17 protein-coding genes and 5 tRNA genes are annotated in these 22079 nt (G+C 44.2%); 15 read left to right on the plus strand and 7 right to left on the minus strand.

What is annotated here, in order from left to right:
• Window positions 1–115: 115 nt before the first annotated feature.
• Together H5T88_07335 and H5T88_07340 are read right to left on the minus strand one after the other, a co-directional pair.
• Window positions 116–1741, minus strand: coding sequence for a HAMP domain-containing protein (locus H5T88_07335; protein ID MBC7330155.1), 1626 nt, complete (start codon window positions 1739–1741; stop codon window positions 116–118).
• Window positions 1742–2413: a response regulator transcription factor gene (locus tag H5T88_07340; protein MBC7330156.1), complete on the minus strand. Its 672-nt coding sequence runs from the start codon at window positions 2411–2413 to the stop codon at window positions 1742–1744.
• Window positions 2414–2623: 210 nt separating this feature from the next.
• Here H5T88_07340 and murJ point away from each other — a divergent pair, with 210 nt between their 5' ends.
• The 12 genes from murJ (at window position 2624) to H5T88_07400 (ending at window position 12933) form a co-directional block, all read left to right on the plus strand.
• Complete coding sequence (gene murJ / locus H5T88_07345) at window positions 2624–4228, plus strand: murein biosynthesis integral membrane protein MurJ (protein MBC7330157.1); 1605 nt, start codon at window positions 2624–2626, stop codon at window positions 4226–4228.
• A gap of 485 nt (window positions 4229–4713) precedes the next feature.
• Window positions 4714–6006: an O-antigen ligase family protein gene (locus H5T88_07350; GenBank protein ID MBC7330158.1), complete on the plus strand. Its 1293-nt coding sequence runs from the start codon at window positions 4714–4716 to the stop codon at window positions 6004–6006.
• A gap of 15 nt (window positions 6007–6021) precedes the next feature.
• Window positions 6022–8184 carry a bi-domain-containing oxidoreductase gene (locus H5T88_07355; GenBank protein MBC7330159.1) on the plus strand — a complete coding sequence of 721 codons (2163 nt, stop codon included), beginning with the start codon at window positions 6022–6024 and terminating at the stop codon, window positions 8182–8184.
• A 66-nt stretch (window positions 8185–8250) separates the two neighbouring features.
• Window positions 8251–9438 carry a hypothetical protein gene (locus tag H5T88_07360; GenBank protein ID MBC7330160.1) on the plus strand — a complete coding sequence of 396 codons (1188 nt, stop codon included), beginning with the start codon at window positions 8251–8253 and terminating at the stop codon, window positions 9436–9438.
• 107 nt (window positions 9439–9545) lie between these two features.
• Window positions 9546–10610: a DUF354 domain-containing protein gene (locus H5T88_07365; GenBank protein MBC7330161.1), complete on the plus strand. Its 1065-nt coding sequence runs from the start codon at window positions 9546–9548 to the stop codon at window positions 10608–10610.
• 73 nt (window positions 10611–10683) lie between these two features.
• Window positions 10684–11244, plus strand: coding sequence for a sugar transferase (locus H5T88_07370; GenBank protein ID MBC7330162.1), 561 nt, complete (start codon window positions 10684–10686; stop codon window positions 11242–11244).
• Window positions 11245–11248: 4 nt separating this feature from the next.
• Entirely contained in the window at window positions 11249–12205 is a 957-nt protein-coding gene (locus H5T88_07375; GenBank protein ID MBC7330163.1) for an NAD-dependent epimerase/dehydratase family protein, read from the plus strand.
• 316 nt (window positions 12206–12521) lie between these two features.
• Window positions 12522–12599: transfer RNA gene (locus H5T88_07380), tRNA-Lys, on the plus strand.
• 7 nt (window positions 12600–12606) lie between these two features.
• A tRNA-Glu gene (locus H5T88_07385) sits at window positions 12607–12683 on the plus strand.
• A 5-nt stretch (window positions 12684–12688) separates the two neighbouring features.
• A tRNA-Val gene (locus H5T88_07390) sits at window positions 12689–12764 on the plus strand.
• A gap of 7 nt (window positions 12765–12771) precedes the next feature.
• Window positions 12772–12849 (plus strand) — tRNA-Asp (locus tag H5T88_07395).
• A gap of 8 nt (window positions 12850–12857) precedes the next feature.
• A tRNA-Phe gene (locus tag H5T88_07400) sits at window positions 12858–12933 on the plus strand.
• A 538-nt stretch (window positions 12934–13471) separates the two neighbouring features.
• Here the strand turns inward: H5T88_07400 and H5T88_07405 are convergent.
• From H5T88_07405 to H5T88_07415, 3 genes are all read right to left on the minus strand, one after another.
• Window positions 13472–14227, minus strand: coding sequence for a prepilin-type N-terminal cleavage/methylation domain-containing protein (locus H5T88_07405; protein ID MBC7330164.1), 756 nt, complete (start codon window positions 14225–14227; stop codon window positions 13472–13474).
• Between the two features lie 377 nt (window positions 14228–14604).
• Window positions 14605–15807 carry a hypothetical protein gene (locus tag H5T88_07410; GenBank protein MBC7330165.1) on the minus strand — a complete coding sequence of 401 codons (1203 nt, stop codon included), beginning with the start codon at window positions 15805–15807 and terminating at the stop codon, window positions 14605–14607.
• Window positions 15788–17683, minus strand: coding sequence for a penicillin acylase family protein (locus tag H5T88_07415; GenBank protein MBC7330166.1), 1896 nt, complete (start codon window positions 17681–17683; stop codon window positions 15788–15790). The genes H5T88_07410 and H5T88_07415 overlap by 20 nt, the downstream gene beginning before the upstream one ends.
• Before the next feature lie 38 nt (window positions 17684–17721).
• Here H5T88_07415 and rbsC point away from each other — a divergent pair, with 38 nt between their 5' ends.
• The 3 genes from rbsC to H5T88_07430 all read left to right on the plus strand — a co-directional run bounded on the left by rbsC (window position 17722) and on the right by H5T88_07430 (window position 20725).
• Window positions 17722–18702, plus strand: a complete 981-nt coding sequence (rbsC, locus tag H5T88_07420) for a ribose ABC transporter permease (GenBank protein ID MBC7330167.1) — start codon at window positions 17722–17724, stop codon at window positions 18700–18702.
• A gap of 214 nt (window positions 18703–18916) precedes the next feature.
• Window positions 18917–19846 (plus strand): substrate-binding domain-containing protein, encoded by a 930-nt coding sequence (locus H5T88_07425; GenBank protein ID MBC7330168.1) that lies wholly within the window; start codon window positions 18917–18919, stop codon window positions 19844–19846.
• 264 nt (window positions 19847–20110) lie between these two features.
• Window positions 20111–20725 carry a DJ-1/PfpI family protein gene (locus H5T88_07430; GenBank protein MBC7330169.1) on the plus strand — a complete coding sequence of 205 codons (615 nt, stop codon included), beginning with the start codon at window positions 20111–20113 and terminating at the stop codon, window positions 20723–20725.
• A gap of 12 nt (window positions 20726–20737) precedes the next feature.
• On the opposite strand, the gene H5T88_07435 is transcribed toward H5T88_07430, so the two are convergent.
• Together H5T88_07435 and H5T88_07440 are read right to left on the minus strand one after the other, a co-directional pair.
• A complete protein-coding gene (locus H5T88_07435; protein ID MBC7330170.1) occupies window positions 20738–21205 on the minus strand; it encodes a GNAT family N-acetyltransferase in 468 nt (155 codons plus the stop codon).
• 93 nt (window positions 21206–21298) lie between these two features.
• The gene (locus H5T88_07440; protein MBC7330171.1) at window positions 21299–22078 is read right to left on the minus strand and encodes a DUF2993 domain-containing protein; all 780 of its coding nucleotides are present in this window, start codon (window positions 22076–22078) and stop codon (window positions 21299–21301) included.
• Between the last annotated feature and the right edge of the window lies 1 nt (window position 22079).

Genomic DNA, 22079 nt, shown 5'->3' on the forward strand with positions numbered 1-22079 from the left:
TAATAAAACCAACCTTAACTAATCACAAAGATGGGCATCTTCTCTCAAGAATTTCCTTGCTCACCTTTGAAGATAAAGTATAAAGACGCTCCCTTCTAAAGTTAAAGCATTGGATTTAGTCCTTTTTCAATGGCAAAGTGAAGGAGAAGATTGAGCCTTCGCCTACCTTGCTTTCCACCCTTACCTTCCCTCCCTGCGCCTCAACCAAGCTCTTCACTATCGCCAATCCCAATCCCATTCCGCTCCCTTTTACCCTCGCCTTATCCGTCTTGTAAAATCTCTCAAATATATAGGGAAGTTCCTCAGGCGGTATCCCCTCCCCTTCGTCGCTCACCCTTATCTCCAATTCTCCATCCCTTTCCCTAAAATCAATCGATACCAATCCTCCTTCCCTGTTATATTTCACCGCGTTCTCTATCAAGTTCAGCAAAACCCTCTCCGTCATCTCGCTATCCCCTATCACCTGTGGAAATCCCTTCGCTATTCTTATCTTTACCTTCCTCTCCTCCGCCATAAGAGCTAATCTCTCCCTTATCCTCTTTGCCATCCCCTCAATATCCAGAACTTCCCTCTTAGGCTGAAGCTTTCCCGTCTCTGCCCTCGTTAATTGAAGAAGATTATCAACGAGATTGGAGAGATATATCGCTTCCTCAAGCGCCCTACCCAAATATTTCCTTTCCTCCTTCTCGTTCACAACCCCATCAATTATCGCCTCCAGGTAGCCCCTGATGGCGGAAAGGGGCGTGCGAAGCTCGTGGGATATATCTGTGAGAAAATCCCTCCTCACCCTCTCCAAATGTCTTATCTCAGTTATATCCTGCACAACTCCCACAGCCCCCTTTCCTTCCTGAAGGGGAGCCGATATGATGAGAAATATCTTCTCCCCTAAATTTATTTCCTGCCTTCTTTCCCCTTCCCTCCCTCTCTCAACAATGCTAAGAACCTCAGGTGGAATGCCCTCGGGAAAAAGCTCCCGGGCCCTTGGATTTAAAAGGGGTTCCCTTCCATCCTCCAGGGCTATAACTCCCTCCGGGAGGACAGAGAAGAGGGTGGAAAGCTTGTCCCTTTCCTCCTCAACACTCCTTATGCTTTCCTCCAATTTATCCGCCAGCGTGTTGAATGCCTGTCTGAGGCTCTCTATCTCGCCTCCCGCTTTCCTCCTCGCTCTCGCTGAAAGCTCACCCTCCATCCAGCTATGCACTACCCTTTCCAAATCGCCAACCGGAGAAGAGATGCTGTGGGAAAGGAAAAGGGCAAGAACGAAGGAAAGGAGGAGAGCTACAATAGCTGAGGCTATCACGATATTTTGGAGATACCTTATTATGTCATTTACTTCGCCAACCGAGGCGTGAAGGGCGAGAGTGCCGACTTGTTTCCCCTTCACCCTCACATCCGAGGCGACTGAAATCGCCATATAGGGGGGCATACATATCTCCCCCCATCTTATATGACCCTTCTCGAATTCCATACTCACGGGAGTGGGAGATGCGGGAGTGAAGCAAATGTGATAACCCGTGGATTCGCTCATCTGCTCAAGGAATTTGAGCGCCTCCTCTTCTCCCTCCTTCTCTCTGATGATTGAATAGCGGAGGGCGATTCCCTCCACCAAGACCTTCAATTCTTTTTCCTTCGTTTTCTTGTAATAATCGCTTAAGAGATATGTCGTTGCGAGGGCGATTGTGAGCGTTGCGAAAAGGACGACCAGAAAGAAGGAGAGAAGGAGGCGAGCAAATATGCGCATTTAGATTTCTTCTAACTTATAGCCAACTCCCCTGATTGTTGTGAGGCGCAATCCCGCTTCCTCAAAATCTATCAAACCCCTTATTCTCTTAATGTGCTGGTCTACAGCCCGCTCATCGGGTGGATAATCCACATCCCGCCAGATTCTATTCATAATCTCCGTTCTGCTCACCACCCTTCCCCTGTTATCCGCAAGGATATAAAGGATGTCCAATTGCTTTGGGGTTAGGGGTATCTTCTTTTCCCCTATCCTTGCCTCATAGGCTGACCTATCAAGAGTCATCTTCCCTATTGTCATCAGCTGTGGTGGTCTTGTCTTTCTTCTTAGAATCGCTTTGACCCGTGCTGTAACTTCCCTTGGACTGAAGGGCTTGACGACATAATCATCCGCTCCCAATTCCAAGCCCAAGACTCTATCCGCCTCCTCCGCCCTCGCCGTGAGCATGAGGATTGGGACATCGTAGCATTCCCGTAAAATCTTGCAGACCTCCCAGCCATCCATCTTAGGAAGCATTATATCAAGGATAACGAGGTTGGGCTTCTCTTGATGGAAGAGATTGAGGGCTTGGATGCCATCATAAGCGGGAACGACCTCGTATCCTTCCCTTTTCAAATAAAGGGATAAAATCTCCACAATATCCTTATCGTCATCTACAATCAAAATCTTCTCCATACAATATAATTTTATATTTCTTGTAGGATTTGAAAAGTCTGCTTGTAATTTCCATACTATTTAAGACTCCTAGGAAGACGTGGCAATCTCAATAGATTACTTCGTCTCTTCGCTTCTCGCATTCAAATAATGGGATTTTCTTGCCTTTGGCGACAGACAGATTTCAAAATCTTGTCTTCTCCTTTTTCTATCCTATAATTTAAATTCAGTATGGAAACAATAGAGGAAAGCCAAGAACTAAAGCCAAAGTCTAAAATCAAATCTCTTCTCCTTCGGCAGAGCTTCTTCCAAGCCTCCATTCTGCTTATGTTTTTTAGCTTTTTGAGCAAAGCGCTGGGCTATGTTCGGGAAATGGCTATAGCTGGCTATTTCGGGGCACGATATTTCACAGACGCCTTCTTCCTCGCGCAAATTATTCCCCTCCTTGGGGGGACTCTCGTAACCATGGCTTTCCCCTTGGTTTTCATCCCGTTCTACCTTAGCGAGAGAGAAAAAAGCGAGGAATCCGCACAAAAGTTAGCAAGCTCTATATTTTGGGGAGTTATTCTATATTCTATACTAGCAATTTTCTTAATCATACTTTTCTCTTGGCCAATATGCAGAGCAATAGCCCCTGGATTCAGTGATGTTCAGCTATCGCTTCTTAGAAGGTTCCTGATCGTACTTTCTCCATTGATTTTCTTTCAATCCTTAGCTGGTTTTTTCACTGCCTATCTTCAAGCACGAAAACATTTTCTTTCTCCAGCATTTGCTGGCTTTCTCGTGAACATACCGATTATTTCCTTCTTATTCCTTTTAGCTCGTCAATTGCCCTTTGAAAGCCTTGCTATCGGCTTTAATTTGGGATACTTTGCCTATTCTTTCGTCTTGTTCCCATTCGCCTTGCTTTTCGGTTTTAATCCCTTTGCTTCCTTCAATTTCTTCCATCCTCATATAAAGCGCTTCTTCTTACTCCTTTTGCCTATAGTAATAGGAAGCAGTTTGAGTTATATTGACATGCTCATCGCCAGAGCGCTTGCTTCTAAGGTAGGCGAGGGTGTGGTTTCAGCGCTGAACTATTCTTACCGTTTGATGGGTATTCCTCTGGGAATAATGGCTGGTTCAATAGGCACAGCAGTATTTCCCTTTATGTCCTCCAAGGCCGCCCTCCTTGATAGTGAAGCCGTCGCAAAAGAGACAACTCGTGGTTTGTATGCTACCTGGTTGATTTCCCTACCGGTAGGCGTCTTCTTCTTCGTTTTATCTCAACCAGTGATAAGGTTAATGTTTGAGCGAGGAGCATTCACAGCGGAAGCGACCAAAATCACCGCTGATATGCTTGCTTTCTTCTCCTTAGGCATACCAGCTATGACGGGTTGGGGAATAGCGACAAGGGCTTTCTATTCTTTACAAGACACCATAACCCCCCTAAAAATAGGTTTCTATCAAATCTTGATAGATTTGGTACTTCTTTTTACCCTCCCCCAAATTATAGGATACAAGGGTCTTCCCTTAGCCACATCTATCTCCATTAGTGTCGGTTTCTCCATCCTATGGCTTACACTATCCAAGAGGTTACCCCAACTAAGAAAAGAACGGATAGTTGTCTCCTTTGGGAAAGCGGTAATGATGTGCTTGATACAGGGCTTTTCCCTTTATTATATATGCCTTCATTTTAGAATAACTACAAGGACAGGTTTTGCAAGGGAACTATCACTTCTCGCTACTCTAGGTATAATTAGTTTCTTAATTTACATCGGGGCAGGAATTATGATGAGGTATCCTGATATTTCAATTGTAACCAGGAAAATAGATAAAATTTTCCGAAAATCCTGACCACATTAGTGGAAACTTCTCATAATAAGAGAAGGTCTGTGAGGAAATCTTACCTCAACAGTTTGGGTTAGGCCTCCACATTCCAATAAGCTCCCAGCAAATTCCGAAGTGAAAAAGAGAGAATAAACATCTTCCCCTGGTAACAATCTCCCAGTTAGAACGGAGCAGAAGGGATTCGCTCACCAATGGGGAAAATTTTTAAAAGGGATTGACTTACACAATAAAATGAATTATAATGAAATTAAAATTATAGAGGAGGAATTGTTTACTTAAAAAAATATACTTTAAAAAAACAGATGCCACAAAATGAACCCGATTAAAAGGGGCGATAATTTAGGATGAAGTCTATCGTGGCAAATATAGGTTTAAAGAAGAACAAAATAGCCCTATTTTTGCCTTTAGGCTTTTTAGCTTTGTTATCCGGCTTTCTTTGTGTCTGGCTGGAGCGAACCTGGCCTTTTGTTTTTGCCATAATTTACTTATCTTTGTTAATATCAATTGGTTTAGCAAGCGGTTTTTGGCTTGTTGTATTTCTCATATCTCTTCATCCCCTCATCCCTTACTACCCTATTGAGGCACTACGGGGAGCCGCTTTACAGGATATTTTCTTCGTCTTTAGTATACCCCTACTTTTAATGTCTTTGCCTCTTAAGAATAAAGGGAGAGCATATCCTCTAATCATCCCTTATATTGTCTTAGCCTCCTGGGCTTTTCTTTCAGCAATTGCCACGCAGGATAATTTCCCAGACTTCCTAGTTGCTCTCGCAAAAGGCACGGGAAGGCCCTTAATCATAGCCCTTACAGCTTTATTTGTAGCCACTGCTATCAGCGATTTTAAGCGTTCTACCATATTATATAAATTAATGGCTCTATCCGCAACTCTACAAGCGGTGATCGGAATTATCGCTTTCGTTTTCAATATCGAAATTGTAGCAGGAAACCTGCATCTTGGAGTCATGAACTTGCCTTACCAAATGGCCCCGATAGTTAATATAAGTAGAAGGCTTCACGGCACATTTTGCACGGCTAATCTTACAGGAGCATATTTCGTCGCCATTATGCCATTGACGCTGTCGCTGATTATTAACAGTAAAAAACTACTTGAAAAGATTTTTTGGGTGACGGGCTTTACCCTACAAACAAGCGCCCTAATCCTAACTTTCACCCGTGCCTCCCTCGTCGCTACAGGTTTCGCCTTAATCCTTTTCTTGATATTGATAAGTAAAAGCGGGCAATTCAAAATAACCCTATCCATTCTCTTTCTTTTATTATCTTCATTTGCCATTTTGCAGACGATTATGCCTGAAGGGTTCATAATAGTTAAAAGCCGCTTCATAAGCGCGAGGCCAGAGGTCCGTTTAGCACCCGCCTGGGCAGGTCTGATGATGTTAAAGGAACATCCTCTATGGGGCGTCGGAGTTGATAACGCAGTCCCCCTTATGGAATCTGACCCACTTTATTCTCGCACTCCCTTCGGCGAAACCTATGTAAGACCCCATAATTCCTTTATTTTCATAGGTGCAGAACTTGGGCTACTTGCAAGTCTCATTCTCCTTTGGGCGTTTATCTCTATAACAAAATTTATTTTAAAAGCCTGGCATTCAAGTAGTAGCGAATCCCTAATGTTAATTTCAGCTGCCGTTCTTAGCGGATGGTTTGGACAGTTTATTCATAGTTTCACAAATAATCTCTATCATCACCCTTCCTTGATGGTAACCCAAATAGCTTTAATAGCAGCACTAACCCCTATTATATATGAGGAAACAAAGAAAACTTGAAAGGAGGTATATTCCTTGAGACAAGTATTACAAGATATAAAGAGCGGCGAGATAAGAATAGTAGAGGTTCCCGCTCCTCTATTAAAAAGAGGAGGGGTATTAGTGCAGAATGCTTTTTCCGTTATTAGCGCGGGCACGGAAAGACACAGCGTAAGCTTGGGACAGAAAAGCCTCATCGGCAAGGCGAAAGAGCGACCGGAACTCGTTAGGAAAACTATTGATGCGCTTTTAAAAGAAGGACTCAGCACAACGCTCGCCCGTGTAAGAGCACAGTTGGAAGCTTATAGGCCGATGGGCTACAGCAGCGCGGGCATAGTTATCGGGGTTGGAGAGAACGCTGAGGAATTCCAGATAGGTGATAAAGTAGCCTGTGGCGGAGGGGGCTATGCTATGCACGCAGAAATTGTATTCGTGCCCAAAAACCTCTGTGTAAAAGTCCCAGATAATGTAAATCTAGCCCATGCCGCCTTTACCACACTGGGTGCTATTGCCTTACATGGAATGCACCAAGCGGAGGTTGGGTTGGGGGACAATGTATTAGTTATTGGTCTTGGACTTATCGGACAATTGCTTGTCCAGTTGCTTAAAGCCGGAGGCTGTCGGGTGATAGGAATGGATGTGAAGCCACAAGCGGTAGAATTGGCGCTAAAGTGTGGAATGGATCTGGGCATCGTGCGTGGAAGGGATATGATAGAAAAAACGGTCAGAAACTTCACTAATGGGCGAGGCGTTGACGCAGTGATAATTACCGCTTCTACAACTTCAAACGAACCCATGTGCATTATCCCCGCAGTTATTAGAGATAGAGGCAGAGTTGTTCTGGTCGGTAGGGTAGGAACAGCATTCCCTTATATGCCATACTCTAATAAAGAGCTGGAAATTAGAATGTCCCGTTCCTATGGACCAGGAAGATACGACCCAACCTATGAAGAGAAAGGTATAGATTATCCCATAGGTTATGTCCCTTGGCCCGAGCGCAGAAATATGGAGGAATTTGTCCGCCTTTTAAGCGAGGGAAAATTAAACCTTGACCCTATAATAACTCATTCCTTCCCCTTTGAGAAAGCTAAAGAAGCCTATGATGTGGTGCTAGGTAAAACGAAAGAGTATTCGGTTGGTGTTCTTTTACAATATCCTTCCTCTTCCATAAAACCCGAAAGGAAAATCGCCCTCTCAACTGAATCCAAAAAGCCTACCACAACAAAGGAGGTCCGAGTTGGCTTTATAGGAGCGGGTAATTTCGCCCAAGCCTTACTTCTCCCTAACCTGAAGAAGATAGAAGGGGTAATATTTAAGGGCATAGCCACAGGAACAGCTGCTAATGCCCAAAGAGTTGGTGAACGTTTCGGCTTTGAATATTGCACAACCGATTACCATGATATTTTAAACGACCCCGATATAGACTGTGTTTTCATCGCAACCCGCAATAACCTCCATGCCAGGGCAACAATAGAGGCTCTAAAGGCAGGAAAGGCAGTTTTCGTTGAGAAACCTTTGGCATTAACTTACGAGGAATTTGAAGAGGTGGTGAAAACGGTTGAAGAAACCGGCGGACGGGTTATGGTGGGTTTCAATAGGCGTTTCTCCCCATTCATTCTGTTGCTTTACGAGAAAATAGAAAAGACCGATTTCCCACTCGTTTTCTGCTACCGTGTGAATGCGGGACCTTTACCCCCGGACCATTGGGTGTTGGATAAAGAACAAGGAGGAGGGAGAATACAAGCCGAGGTATGCCACTTCGTTGATACTTTACAATTCCTCGCCCGAAGTGAACCCGTAGAAGTTCATGCCATATCCGCAGGTGGGAACGGTGTAATACCCAATGATAATCTAACGGTTAATCTGAAATTTAAAAACGAATCCATTGCCTCTATTGTCTACACTGGTCTCGGCGACCCAACCTTCCCTAAGGAGAGAATTGAAGTATTCGGGGGCGGAAAGGTTTTTGTGATATCTGATTTCAACGAACTTTTAATGGTTAGCTCCGGTAAAAAGCGAAGGGTTAAGAAACTGTTCCAGGATAAAGGACACAGCGAAGAGGTAAAAAAGTTCATATCAGCGGTAAAAAGTGGTGGTGAGATGCCTATACCATTCCGTGAAATTGCTCTGACTACATTGACGACATTAAAAATCGAGGAATCCATCTCTAAAGGAACTCCCTTGAAGATAGAGTTCTGAAAATTGACATGTTTTCTTTGCTTTTTAAAACACCTCTATTTAATCAAGGGAAGGGAGTGTTATGAGTTGAAAAAATCCGAAGAAGTTAATAAGGGGTATCTATCCATTATCCATAAAATGGAGAAATATAATCTAAAAAATATGTGGCGAGGATATGACCCATATGATGGTTTAAATAGCCGACTCTTCGAGCTAACCCCCTTTAAATACAATCGCTCTTTTCGCCTTTTATGGAGTTTTGCCATCAGGGCTATTCCCTTTAATGTAAGACCGTTCTTGCTTGTGCATAAAGGCATTAATCCCAAAGCAATCTCCCTTTTCATATCCTCTTATAGCGAATTGTATTCTCATTTTAGGGATAGAGATTTGCTCATAAAAGCCAAATTTCTTGTGAATGTGTTGAATAAAGAGAAAATCAAAAGGTATAAAGGACCTTCTTGGGGTTATAACTTCCCCTGGCAATCAAAAGTCCTTTACGCTCCTTTAGGAATGCCCAATGCAGTATGTACGACTTTCGCTGCCCAGGCTTTGTTGGATTTCCAAGAAGCAATAGGAAGCAACGAATTCACCGAAATGGCAGTGAGGATCTGCGATTTTCTCCTTAACGACCTCAATAAAACGATAACCCCCAGGGGCATATGCTTTAGCTATACTCCTATTGACAATCTTTGTGTGCATAATGTGAATCTTTGGATTGCCGCCCTTTTAGCAAGAGTTTACTTACTTACTAAAAATGAATCCTTATTATCATATGCGGATGAAGCTGTCAAGTTTACTCTATACCATCAAAATCCCGATGGCTCTTGGTTTTATGGAGTGGGGAACGATAATTTGCTTTATATAGATAACTATCATTCTGGCTTTAACTTAGTTGCATTGAAGCAATACATAGATTACTCAGGAAATTCGGAATATGAGGAACAATTAATTAGAGGTTATAATTACTATAAAAAAACCTTCTTCTTGCCCTCGGGAGCGCCTCGTTATTATCATAACAAACTTTTCCCCGCAGATATCCATTGTTGTGCGCAAGGAATTATCACCCACACAGTTTTTGGTGATTTGGAGGAAGCGGAGAAAATAGCCAATTGGACATTGGAAAATATGTACGACGAAAAAGAGGGTTTCTTCTATTACAGAAAATATCCTGCTTATACGATAAAAACGCCCTTCATCCGTTGGGGGCAAGCTTGGATGTTTTACGCACTAACTAAATTGCTTCTCTCAAAAGCACTTCCTCATAGATTGGGGTGATTAAAAATGGTCAACGAAAGGATATTGACTATTGTGGAAAGGGATATAAAATAATAAATTACGTAATTAATCACGTGATAGATAAAAATTGGTTAGAAAATCCTTATATGAGAGTAATCAAGCCAATGCGGATTTGGTTTGATTTAGCCAATTCCGCTCATGTATTACTTTTTAGAGGGATTATAAAGTCCCTTCGTTCAATGGGACATACTCCCTTCGTAACTGTACGAGATTATGCCCAAACGAAGGATTTAGTTGAACAAAGTGGGATAAAACATATAGTGGTGGGAAAACACGCCGGTAGAAGCTATTACAAAAAACTCCTCTACCTTTTCTGGCGAAGTGGCAAACTATTAGCACTCGTCCGGGGTTTAGATATTGATATTGCTGTTAGCCATAATTCCGCCGACCAAGCCATTGTTTCTTTTCTGTTGCGTATTCCATTCTTAACAATTCAGGACACCGAAAGACAAATAGCCAACCATTTGGTGTTCAGGCTAGCCGCGAAGGTCCTTGTTCCGGAATCCTTCCCTGATGAAAAATTGCGCCAATATGGAGCCCATCCAAAGAAAGTGGTCAAGTTCGGGGGTATAAAGGAACAAATCTATATACCCGATTTTGAACCAATACCCGGATTCCTAGGGAAGATGAACATACCATCTGATAAGGTCATTTGTGTGCTTCGCCCTCCTGATTTTCTTGCCTTACACGATAGGATAGATAACCCCCTCTTTTATCACCTTGCAAGATATCTTCTATCGCAACCGAATACGTTTGTTATCATTTTGCCAAGAACTCCCCAACAGCGGGAGAGGTTAAACCAATGGCAAAAACATTATAGTAACCTTTTAATTCCGACAAAAGCTGTCGATGGATTAAACCTAATGTACTATTCAGATATTGTTATAACTGCCGGGGGAACGATGGCAGCCGAAGCAGCTATGCTGGGAACCCCTGCTTATACACTTCTTAAAAACCTTAGGGCAGTTGATTTATATCTCGCCGAGAAGGGTCTTTTGACTATCATATCCAAACCGGAAGACTTCGCCAAAATCCAATTGAAGAAAAAAACAAGCACACAATGGTTTAGCTCCCCACACATAAAAGAAACTATTATAAAAGAGATACTGAGTTTAAAAAATGGGCTAAAAGGGTGTTATGCGCTTGGGTGAGTATGATATAAAGAGATTTTATTTAAGAGAAAAAGGTGCAACATTTTTCAACATCCTATTCTCGCTCTTTATTTTGTTTCTCATTGTTCCTCTGCTAGCCATCATCGCTTTACTCATCGCCTTCGATAGTCCTGGACCAGTTCTATTCAGGCAGAAAAGGTTAGGAAAAAACGGCAAAACATTTTCCATTTATAAGTTTCGTTCTATGTTTCACAATAGCGACCAATCTATTCACAAAAAATTCGTGGCCCAAGCACTTAAAAATCCAAGTGGTAAGCCCATTGAATATCGTATAAAGAACGATCCAAGGATTACAAGAGTTGGAAAATGGTTGAGGAAATTGAGTTTAGATGAGCTACCACAGTTTCTCAATGTGCTGAAGGGTGACATGAATATCGTAGGACCGCGCCCGCTACTTGTCTATGAAGCCGAATACTTTCAAGATTGGCATTGGCAAAGGCAGGTTGTAAAACCGGGCATAACTGGACTTTATCAAGTCTCGGCGAGAGGTAATGTCCCTTTTGATGAAATGGTGAAAAAGGACATAGAATATATTCGCCAGCGAACGCTATGGTTTGATTTGAAGCTTATACTGCTTACAATAAAAGCAATATTCAAGAGAACAGGAGGCTAAAGAAATGCGCTTTAAGAATGCACAAGTTTTGGTTACCGGAGGAGCTGGTTTTGTCGGTTCGAATCTTGTTATAGCTTTAGTTAGGGAAGGTGCAAAGGTAAGGGTTGTGGATAATTTCTTTACAGGGAGTGTGGAAAACATACAAGAGGTTCTAAATGAAGTTGAGCTAATACGTGCTTCTGTTAGGTCGCGGGAAGCTATGGAAAAAGCCCTAGAAGGTGTGGACTATGTTTTTCATTTAGCCACTGTGAATATCCAAGCTGCTGTCAAGTATCCCGAGCTTGAGATGGAAACAAATGTTGGGGGAACGGTTAATCTTTTGAATCTTTGCAAAAACCTTCCAGTAAAAAGATTTGTGTACACCTCCTCGGTTTCAATTTATGGACAGCAAAAAGACTTCCCCATTAAAGAGGATGCTCCCCCTATTTTGAAGAGCTTTTATCCAGCGGGAAAATACGCTGGGGAAGCATACTGTTTCGCTTTTCATCATCATTTCGGATTACCAATAACCATCCTTAGATATTCCAATGTATACGGTCCGAGGCAATCGCCTTCCAATCCCTACTCAGGGGTTGTGAGTAAATTTCTCAATTCTGCTTTAAGAGGAGAGAAAATAGTAATTCATGGGGACGGTAAGCAAACGAGAGATTTCGTCTATATTGAGGACGCAGTGGAAGCTACCCTTAGGTCAGCACTTGAGCCCCAAGCAATAGGCGAGGTTTTCAATATCGCCTCTGGAAAAGAGACATCTATAGAGGAGTTAGCTGGGCTTATAATCTCTATGGTCAACAATAGCCTTGAGATAGAGTATGTAGAGCCGAGACAAATTGATTATGTGAAGAGGAGAGTATTGGATATCCAAAAGGCTCAACGCTTATTGGGTTGGTCACCAAAGACAGATTTAAGGGAGGGATTGAAGAAGACTTACGAATGGATGCTGGGGAATGGAAAAAGCAACTAAAACATAGAAATGATATGACAATTTTCAAGACTTTTTGTTCATTTTTAGGAAGGGCTCTTGACAGCGCCCTTTTTGATGTTCCCACTGAATAATTAATATGAGATATTAAGATATTTGATTAGACATCAAACAAGAGGACTTATAAAGGCGATTAGGGTTTTGGGTTCTTGAAAACAACGATTATTCCATCTCGCCAATAGCCTCCCCTCCAAATGACCCTTTAAATCGTATAACTCTTTAAATTTGTTAATGCGGTAAATGTTATTGAATTATTCAATGATTTGACGAAAAAAGCTGTTTTGTATATACTTATATTGAGCCGTTAGCTCAGCTGTGGTAGAGCACCGGCCTTTTAAGCCGGGGGCCGCGGGTTCGACTCCTGCACGGCTCACCATAAAAGTGCCCCCATCATCTAGCCCGGTTAGGATACAGGCCTTTCAAGCCTGCGGCAGGGGTTCAAATCCCCTTGGGGGCACCAAAAATGGGCGAATAGCTCAGGTGGGAGAGCGTCTCCCTTACAAGGAGAAGGTCGTAGGTTCAAGTCCTACTTCGCCCACCAATTAGGCGGGGTCGTGGCGCAGTCCGGCTAGCGCGCTTGCCTGTCAAGCAAGAGGCCGCGGGTTCAAGTCCCGTCGACCCCGCCAAAAACTGCGCCGGGGTAGCTCAGGAGGTAGAGCGCAGGACTGAAAATCCTGGCGTCCCCAGTTCGACTCTGGGCCCCGGCACCAACTCTAAAAGGATATCTCTTCGCCACTTCTTTTTTCAAACATCTGCTTTGCTTAATACCATTCTTCAAGGGGGGTCACCTTCAGATATCGTTACGATTCCAATCATATCTACCATTTTCTCATCTGGACCTCTTGGCTGGAGTTCCATGCGGACAAGCTCCAGTTGCTCTGGAGGTAGAATGAAAGCCTAGGGAGCGAGTTCACCTCTCTTCTCAGCGATAGCGGGAAGAACAGGACGCTGAACTCCTTTCTGACCGCAGTTTTCAGTGAACTTTCTCAAATGGGTGGAATTCCCACACTCGGGTTTATATCTTGTTGACTTCTTCTCAATTGGAAGCGGATAGCTAACTTAGGCTATCAAGACTCCGATTTACCCCACCGCAACCTGAACCCAAGGGAACTCCTCCACTTTATAAAGGAACCATAACTTCCTACGCCAACCGGTATCAAATAGAAAAGTTTCTCTTTTTGAGAAACGCTTTGATTTTCAAGCTTGGGAGGAGGGCAATCCCTCCTCCCAAGCTATTTTCAACTTTAATTAATCAGCGGGTCCACCGCCCCATTTAGACCAGAAAGTTAAATCGTCGTGGTCCCGCATTGGCCAGAAGAGTTTACCGCAGTTATCAGCTATCTTTAGGAAATGCATCCATTTCGTATGCCCGTCTGCGAATACGATGTTCTCCCCTTCGGAATGCCGCGTGTTTCTTCTCAATCTGTTGGCGGGCGTGCATGCAGCACCGCAGCTATTCGCATATACTGTCCTTGTCCCACCACAGGTAAAAGCCATCGCTGCATCAGCGAAAACCGCCGTTTCAGATGGGGTCGGCATAGAAGAGAGCTTACAAGCATACATTTTGTCGTTCCAACCGATATCCACGCTCGCTCCCAGAAATTCTGGCGGAAATGGCCAACCCCAACCAGAAGGGTCGCCACGAGCACAACCATTCGCCACAACTACGAGCTTATACATATCTGCGGAGGGACAGTCGTAAACACCCGTATTCTTCACATAAGGGTAAATCTTCCCTTGTGGTGTGCAAAACGGATTATTCGCATCGGGACCACTTCCACAGCCAAAACAACCCAGGAATGGGAATGTCTCATCCCAATCCTGCACATACATCATAAGCGCCATCCCTATTTGCTTCATATTTGATAAACACGCAGTTTGTCTAGCCTTTTCCCGTGCCCTGCTAAAGACGGGGAAAAGGATGGCTGCCAAGATGGCGATAATCGCTATCACCACTAACAGCTCAATCAAGGTAAAACCTCTCTTCTCGTTCTTCACGAACATTCAAAATACCTCCTCTTTGCTTTATTTTTTCTCCCTATCCTGGTTTCCGGTCTGTCCGGCGAGGGAGGAGAGGAGAAGCCCCTCCCTCCTTTCCTAAACTCTCATGCTACATCACCTTCCTTTAGCTGGAGTTTTAAAGATTGCATAGTGTAAATCATCATCGCCTGTTAGTCAACTTTATCGTATAATTCCATAACATTTGAAGCTCATCAGGAAACTCCCATATCGCTTAACAACAAACTCCATAGGAAAAGGTCTCCCAAGGGGATATATCCTATTAGGTAATCGCCGTTGCTTGGCAGGGAACACAAAGCACATCCGCAGATGTTAATGCAGAGTCTTCCCTGCCGACTTCACGCTCTTTTAAATTGAGACTTTTAAAAGAGCAATCTCAGCGTTGGCTCAATTATATGGAGGTTGTTGAGGAGGGGTTCGGTGTATTTTATATCTCCGAACTCCCTTCCGTTGATATGATGCTCCCGCCCTACGCTGTTTTGCCAGTCTACTCCCTCGGTGAGAAATCCATATTCCCCATAATGATGCTTGGCACAAGCGAGAAGAATTTCCTCCGCCTTTCTACGATAAATTGAATTCCCACTATCCTCATATGCCTCTATATAGGCGAGCGCCGCCTCGGCGTTCTCCCATAGATAGCAGGTCGTCCAGGAATCCTCCATATATAGTAGACCCGCCGTCTCGCACCCGTTTAAATCCTCCCTCAACTCAAATCTCTCAAGCCTCTTTAATAGGGAATAGGCAAAATCCCTTATATCCGCCCTCCACAATAGCTTCCCCACCCTGAGAAGTGAACGAAATCCAACCGCTATTGAGACATTCTCCTCCTCATCATAAGTATCCTGATTTAAAGAGCCCAAAAATCCGCCCACCCTCATATAAAGCTCCGCCTTTTCCTCCACCTCCCTACTATAATCCCCTAATCCCCTTAGAGAAAGCTCGGAAAGAAGAAAGAGAATATGGGAGCCATCCCCCGATATTTCCCTGATTGGGTCCAGCTCTTCCCCTTCCGCATTGAGGGGATAAAAGCTACCATCAGCCCTGCACCTCCTTGGATACCAGCCATTGGGAGCCATCTCAACCTTTTCAACTATCCATTGGGCGCATCTCTTCGCATATTCGCTCAAATCCTTCCCCAAAATATCCTCTATCCAAAGCATTTGGAGGGCAATCCTCGCCATAGCTCCGGGAGCAAACCACTCACCGTTCCCCTTGAAATTTAGGCAGAATCTATTCTCCAATAAATGTCTGTAGGGGATGATGAAGCCATCCTCTCTTATAAATCCACAATTAAGGGTGTGATTCAGCAAACCAAGGGCGTCCTTCTCAAATTCCCCATTCTTGATATAGCGGGAGAATAGGAGGAACTCGTAGGCTCCTCCCAAAGAATTAGCCGCCCAGCCCGGACCCTCCAAGGGACCGAAATCGTGCCAGAGCATCGGCTTACCCTCGTAATCGACGAAGGAGGAGATAGCCCTCCTTCCTCCGCATAATGGGCAATCCTCAAGACAATGGCGAGCGAAGTTAGCCGATTTCTCCACTGATTCAAGAAGAATCTCCTTCATAAGCAGGCTTCAACCTCCTTTCAGAGAATAGGGGAGCTTGGTCGGCGAAATGGGGAGATTCAGGGTTTTCGCTGTTGCCGAAGGGAAGGAGACTCCAAGAACGAACCCTCTCCCCAAGCTCCACTATCATCAAGAAGGATGTCCCCGATTCCCCTTCCACCTTCCCGTCCTCCCTCAATCTTCCTGTGGCGAGATGAAGCGACTCGGTCGTGGAAAAACCCGCGCCAGCGCTGGGATATTCCATATCCCCTCTCTTGATGATGTGAAAATCCCCCCACCTCACATCCAACCTGCCCAATCTCCTCAACATCTCCTCTCCAGCCGATAAGAGTTCAAGCAGCACCCCCATCTCATCCTTATCCTCCCTTTGCGAGAATTTATCCGCCCATAAGCCAAAAAGATAGCTTCCCCTGCTTTCCAAATCGTCCTTGTTATCCCATTCCCTCAAGAGATTAATCGCCTGCGCCAATATCTCCCTTCCTTCTCCTATATTGTGTATAAGGGCATTATATTCGCCTATCAAGCGAGGCTTCCATTCCTCGGCTGTCATATCCAAAACATCAAAGGAATAAGCTATCGCATCCTCCAAGCTTATCGCCGAGTTCCCCTCCAAAAGGGCAAGCAATCTCTTGCTCCTTCCCGTGTAGGCGGGTTCCAAGAGAAATGGCGGGAAATCCTCCCATCTGAGATATTGCTCAACCGTTATATGGGTTGGGTCAACATTGCAATTTTGCAGATAGCCACAGGGAGGGTTCTCTATCTGGGGAAGCTTTTCAAAGGGATAGAAACCCTGCCATTCCGTCTCCCTCAACCACCCAGGCACTGGCTTTGACCAATCATAATTGGGAGAGCGGATGGGAGCGAGAGCATTACAGAGATAATATATATTCCCCTCCCTATCCCCATAAAGGACATTGAACATATGGAAACCCGGTCTTTTGAACGCCTCCTTGAATTCGCTTAGATTTCTCGCTTTCGCAACTCTAATCAGGAAACTAAGTATAGATTCAGCATCAAACAAGCTCAGCCGGACGGAATAAGCCCTCCCATCTTCTTCATAAATTATCGGACCACGATGGGACCTTCTTAATTTAAATTTTATCTTCTTTATTCCGCCCCTCCCCATTACACTCAACTCAACTTCCTCTTCCTCAATCTCCCGCCAACTATCTTCATAAAAGTACTTGTCTCCCGCAAGGCTCAACCTCTCCTCGTATACATCTCCCACGTTCACGGGATTGACCGTATAGGACCAAGCTATATCCCTATTATGCCCCATAGTTATCATTGGGATGCCGAAAAACGATACACCCCGCACATCAAATCCCACACCACGAAGATGGGCTTCATACCATTGGAAGGGGCGCTGAAAGGGAAGATGGGGAGCTATGGAGAGAATAGTTGACCCGTCTTTTGTTCGTGTTGGGGATATGGCGAATTGATTTGAGCCGAAGGATGTCCAAATCTTGTTCAGAGTCCTGCCTTCCCCAAAGGGCAAGAGGCACCAGCGGAGAAAAGCAAGGACATCCCTCTCATCCACTTCCTCCCTTGCCCATTCCGGAAGGCTGTTCTCGTTCTCCCTTATGAATCTATTTATTCCTTTCACGAAAGCTCGCAAAATCTTCCTTTCCTCTTCGCTAGCCCATCTTAAATCCCTTTCCGCAAACCTATCCATAGCATATGCCCTGCTTCTTAAATCCCTCTCAATCCCCTCCTCTCCGAGGACCTCGCTCAGCCTTCCCATCGCCTCTCTGAAATTTAAGAGCATTGGGAGGAGGTGGTCCTCTGCTTGCGCATAGCCGAAGAGGAAGAAAAGTTCCTCTAAATCGTCAGCCTCAATTAAGGGAACGCCGAACTCATCTCTTTTGATTTTCATAATTGATTGTCCGATAGGAAAATTTTATTATTTAAGATATGGGAAATAAAGGAAAAAATGGCTATGCCTTTTTAAAACTCTCCATAGGAAGGGCAAGCACATTTCTTGTTTTCCTCTTCATCTGCCTCCTATTCTTCACTCTTGAGAGGATTTTCAGCCCAAATCCCCGCTTTCTTACCCTTGATAACATATCTAATATCCTTCGGCAGGTCTCTGTTTACGCTATATTGGCTGTGGGAGAAACCTTCGTCATACTCACCGCTGGGATAGACCTATCGGTTGGCTCCGTCCTAGCCCTCTGTGGAGCCATATCAGCTGGCTTATCCCTATCCCATCCCCTTTGGTTGGCGATTTTATCAGGTATATTGCTGGGGGTAGCGATTGGAACTTTTCAGGGGTTGATAATAGCCAAGGGAGGGGTGCCTCCCTTTGTCGCCACATTGGGAACTATGGCTATCGCTCGTAGCCTCACTTTAGTTTACACAAAGGGAGCCCTCATATCTCCACTGCCCAAAGGGTTCCAATTTCTGGGAAGCGGATATCTCTTCCATGAGCTTTTCTCCCTTCCCATTATCATAACCTTATTCATCTATATAATCGCTTATGTTGTTCTCTCACGCACTGCATTTGGGAGGAGGATTTACGCCATTGGAGGAAATGAGGAAGCGAGCAGGCTTTCGGGGATAAATGTCTCTCTTTACAAGCTCTACATATATGCGATAAGCGGTATGACTGCGGCGCTGGGAGGGTTAGTTATGACTGCGAGGCTCAACTGCGCCCATCCTCAAGCTGGGCTCGGTTATGAGCTTGACGCTATAGCGGCGGTTGTGATAGGCGGGACGAGTCTTATGGGAGGAGAAGGAGGGGTTGGTGGAACGCTGATAGGGGCTCTCATAATGGGAGTGTTGAATAACGGACTTAATTTGCTTGAAGTAAATCCGTTTTGGCAGCAAGCGGTTGTGGGTTCCCTAATCATCATCGCCGTCCTTTTAGATAGGTTGAGAAAAAGGAGAGATTGAAGTATAAAGAGAGACCGGGACTAGAATTTAGATAGGTTGAGGTGTAAGGATGCTCTCCCCATTATCTGTTCAAAAAACTCTATGAAGGTTAGAGGAGAAAGTATTAGACCCAGGTGATATTCCGAGAGCATAACGGTTTCCAACATTCATTAACCTCTTAATTGCGACTTCCCCTTAAATTATTTATAATACATCAGGAAAGGAGGCTGTCGTTATGAAAAGATGGATATTATATCTTATCGCTTGTTCTTTTATTCCCTTGCTCTTCTTTGGGTGTGCCAAGAAAAAGGAAAAGGAAATCGTTTTGGGGTATTCAACGCCAGCCCTTAATAACACTTTCTGGATTAGGGTTACCAATGGAATAAAAGAAGAATGCGCCAAAAAGGGAGTTAAGGTCATCGTCGCAGATGCACAGGATAATCCATATAAACAGCTAAACGATGTTGACGACCTAATTCAGAAGAAAGTTGATGCCCTCCTCATATCCCCCTACGAAAGCGACCCCATAGTTCCCGCGGTGCAATCGGCAAATAAGGCAAACATTCCCGTGATTATTGTTGATATAGGAACTAGCGGTGGGGAATATGCCTCCCTCATCATCTCGGATAACATAAAGGGAGGAAGACTTGCTGGCGAATATATGGTCAAGGCTCTGAATGGAAAGGGGAAAGTAGCTCATATTCAGTGCCAGCTGGGAGCAGTTAACGCCCAAAAGAGAGGACAAGGTTTTGAAGAGGCTTTGAAGGGAAGCAATGTGCAAGTGGTGGTAAAGCGTCCCGCTGATTCCCGCAGGGATAAAGCGTTGCAAGTTATGGAGGATATCCTTCAAAGACATCCTGATTTGGACGGCGTCTTCGCCCAAAACGACGAGATGGCTCTCGGCGCCCTTCAAGCGATAGAAGCTGCGGGAAAGCTGGGAAAGATAAAAGTTATAGGATTTGACGGAAACAAAGATGCCCTTGAGGCGATAAAGGAAGGAAAGATGCTCGCTACAGTCGCGCAACAGCCGGAGGAAATGGGCAAAATGGCAGTTGATATAGCCTTGAAGGTCTTGAAAGGCGAAAAGGTGGAGAAAAATATTTATGTCCCAGTAAAGCTCGTCACGAAGGAAAATGTTGACGAGTTCCTTAGCAAGTTCAAGTGATAGAAGATATCCCTTCTGAGCCTGGCAGCTACTTCTTCCATATCTTCCTTAAAAACGACATCAATCTTAATAGAGGGAGGCTTGGAGAAAACCTCTTCCCCAAAAGGCGATTATTTTTATGTGGGTTCAGCCCGAGGGTCTTTAAAAGAGGATCTCCCATCATCTTAAAAAGAGCAATTTTAGGCACATAGATTATCTCCTCCGATGAGTAAACTTGCTCTAAAATGAGAAGCGACATAGAATTTCAATGGAGGTGATAAGGTTATGAGGAGGATAGCGGTAGGAATTATTTTGTTTATTCTCACCTTGGTTTGCATTGCGGGGTGGTCAATCACCCATATAGAGAAGCCTAAGGTGCTCATAGTGATAGCCCAGAGGGATTTCCAGCAGATAGAATATAGCACCTCAAGGGAAGCGTTGGAGAAAAACGGTTTCGCTATTGTAGTTGCGAGCAACAGCAAAAAGGAAGCGATTGGAATGGATGGGAAAACAAAGGTTCGCCCTAATATATCAATTAAGGAAGCCAAAGAGAAGGATTATCTTGGGATAGTGATAGTGGGAGGAAGCGGGTCACCGAAATATCTATGGAACAACAAGGAGCTTTTGAAATTGGTCAAGGCCATGAATGAGAAAAAGAAGGTTGTCTCCGCTATCTGCTTATCTCCCGCTGTTCTCGCTAAAGCGGATATATTGAAGGGTAAGGAAGCAACAATCTATCCCTCCCCCGATGCCTTGAAGGTCTTTAAGGAGAAAGGAGTTAAATATAAGGATAAGCCAGTTATCAGGGCGGATAATATCATCACAGGAAGGGACCCCAAGGCAGCGAAATTCTTCGCTCAGGAAGTAGTGAAAGCCCTAAAAGAGAAACTACCTCATTAAGTTGGGAATCCATTAATCCAGCTCAAGCTTCATAATTAAGGAGGGACCTCTATTATCTACATATTCGGCGACTGGCTTGAAGCCAGCGCCAAGATAGAGGGAAATCGCTATCTTGTTCTCCTTCATAACCGTCAGCCTCAAACCTCTCTTATTCTGTCGCCTTGCTTCCTCTATTAGGCGTCCTAATAGAGCTTTCCCTATCCCATTGCCCTGATATTCGTCCCGAACGCAAATGCCGAGAGTTGGCATAGGAGAGGAGTTAGGTTCCCACCAAACATAACCCACTATCCGCCCATCAATCGTTGCGATGAAGCAAGTTATATCGTCTCTCTGGGCGAAAAGAAAAGCATGATCGAGAGGAAGGGGGTTGAAGGAGAAAAGGCGGATGGTGGAGGGAGAAAGGGACGAGAAAAACTCTTTAAGAACCTCCGCATCGTCTTTATTCAATTTTCTTATATCTAATCCTTTTAACAGCTTCATCTTTAAAAATTTCTAAAATTTTACTATAACTCTTTATTATGTGAATCCATTTTTAAAGTTGAAATCCCTGAGTAAATTTTTTATTTACACTCCTCATTTTCCAAACTTGCTCAAATCTACCTCACAGAAAACGCTTATTTCCCCTTCCTCTACCACAATATCCTCTATCTTCACTGGTATCGTGAAAGGGATTAAAGTAGAGATGTCAAGGACGGGATTCAATCTATCAACAGCTAATTGAAGAAGGCTTTGAGGAATGGGAAGCAATAGAATCTCTCCGGTTGGCTGGACGAAATAGATTTTATCGCCCCTCCCCTCCAATTTCCCATATATCTCTATGGGGATTGCTATTGGAGGATATCCCACATTTAAGCTAACCTTTATTTTATCCTTTAGAAGCTGAATATTCGCCTTTCCCTTCATAACCTCGTTGATTGCTTCCTCCTCTAAAACGAGACTTACTTTTCCCTTTCCCGCCCCAATGAACTGCATCTTCCTATGAACAAGGAGCCTAGGAAGATTAAATTTCAAATCGGAAAGGTTAAGGGAAACGCTTTTTATGGGAATATCCTTATACCTTATATCGCTCCCCTCAAATCTCAGCATGCTTATCTTTCCTGCCATTACTTTCTTGGGCGTGATAGTTATGGGGAGAGTCTCGGTTTTGAATCCCCGCATCTCTACTTCCGCTTTCTCTATCCTTCCGAGCAAATCGCGGGGGAACGGCGCGAGCTCAACATCAACTTTTATCTCCTCCGCACCTCCAACATAGGATAAGAAGACATCCTTTATCTTGTTTTCTATTGAAGAGGGACGAAGGAGGGCTTTATCCAACAAAAAAAGAAGGGCAACATAAAGGAGCGTCTCCTTCATA

Source organism: bacterium (genome assembly GCA_014360495.1).
Lineage (GTDB): Bacteria > Armatimonadota > JACIXR01 > JACIXR01 > JACIXR01 > JACIXR01.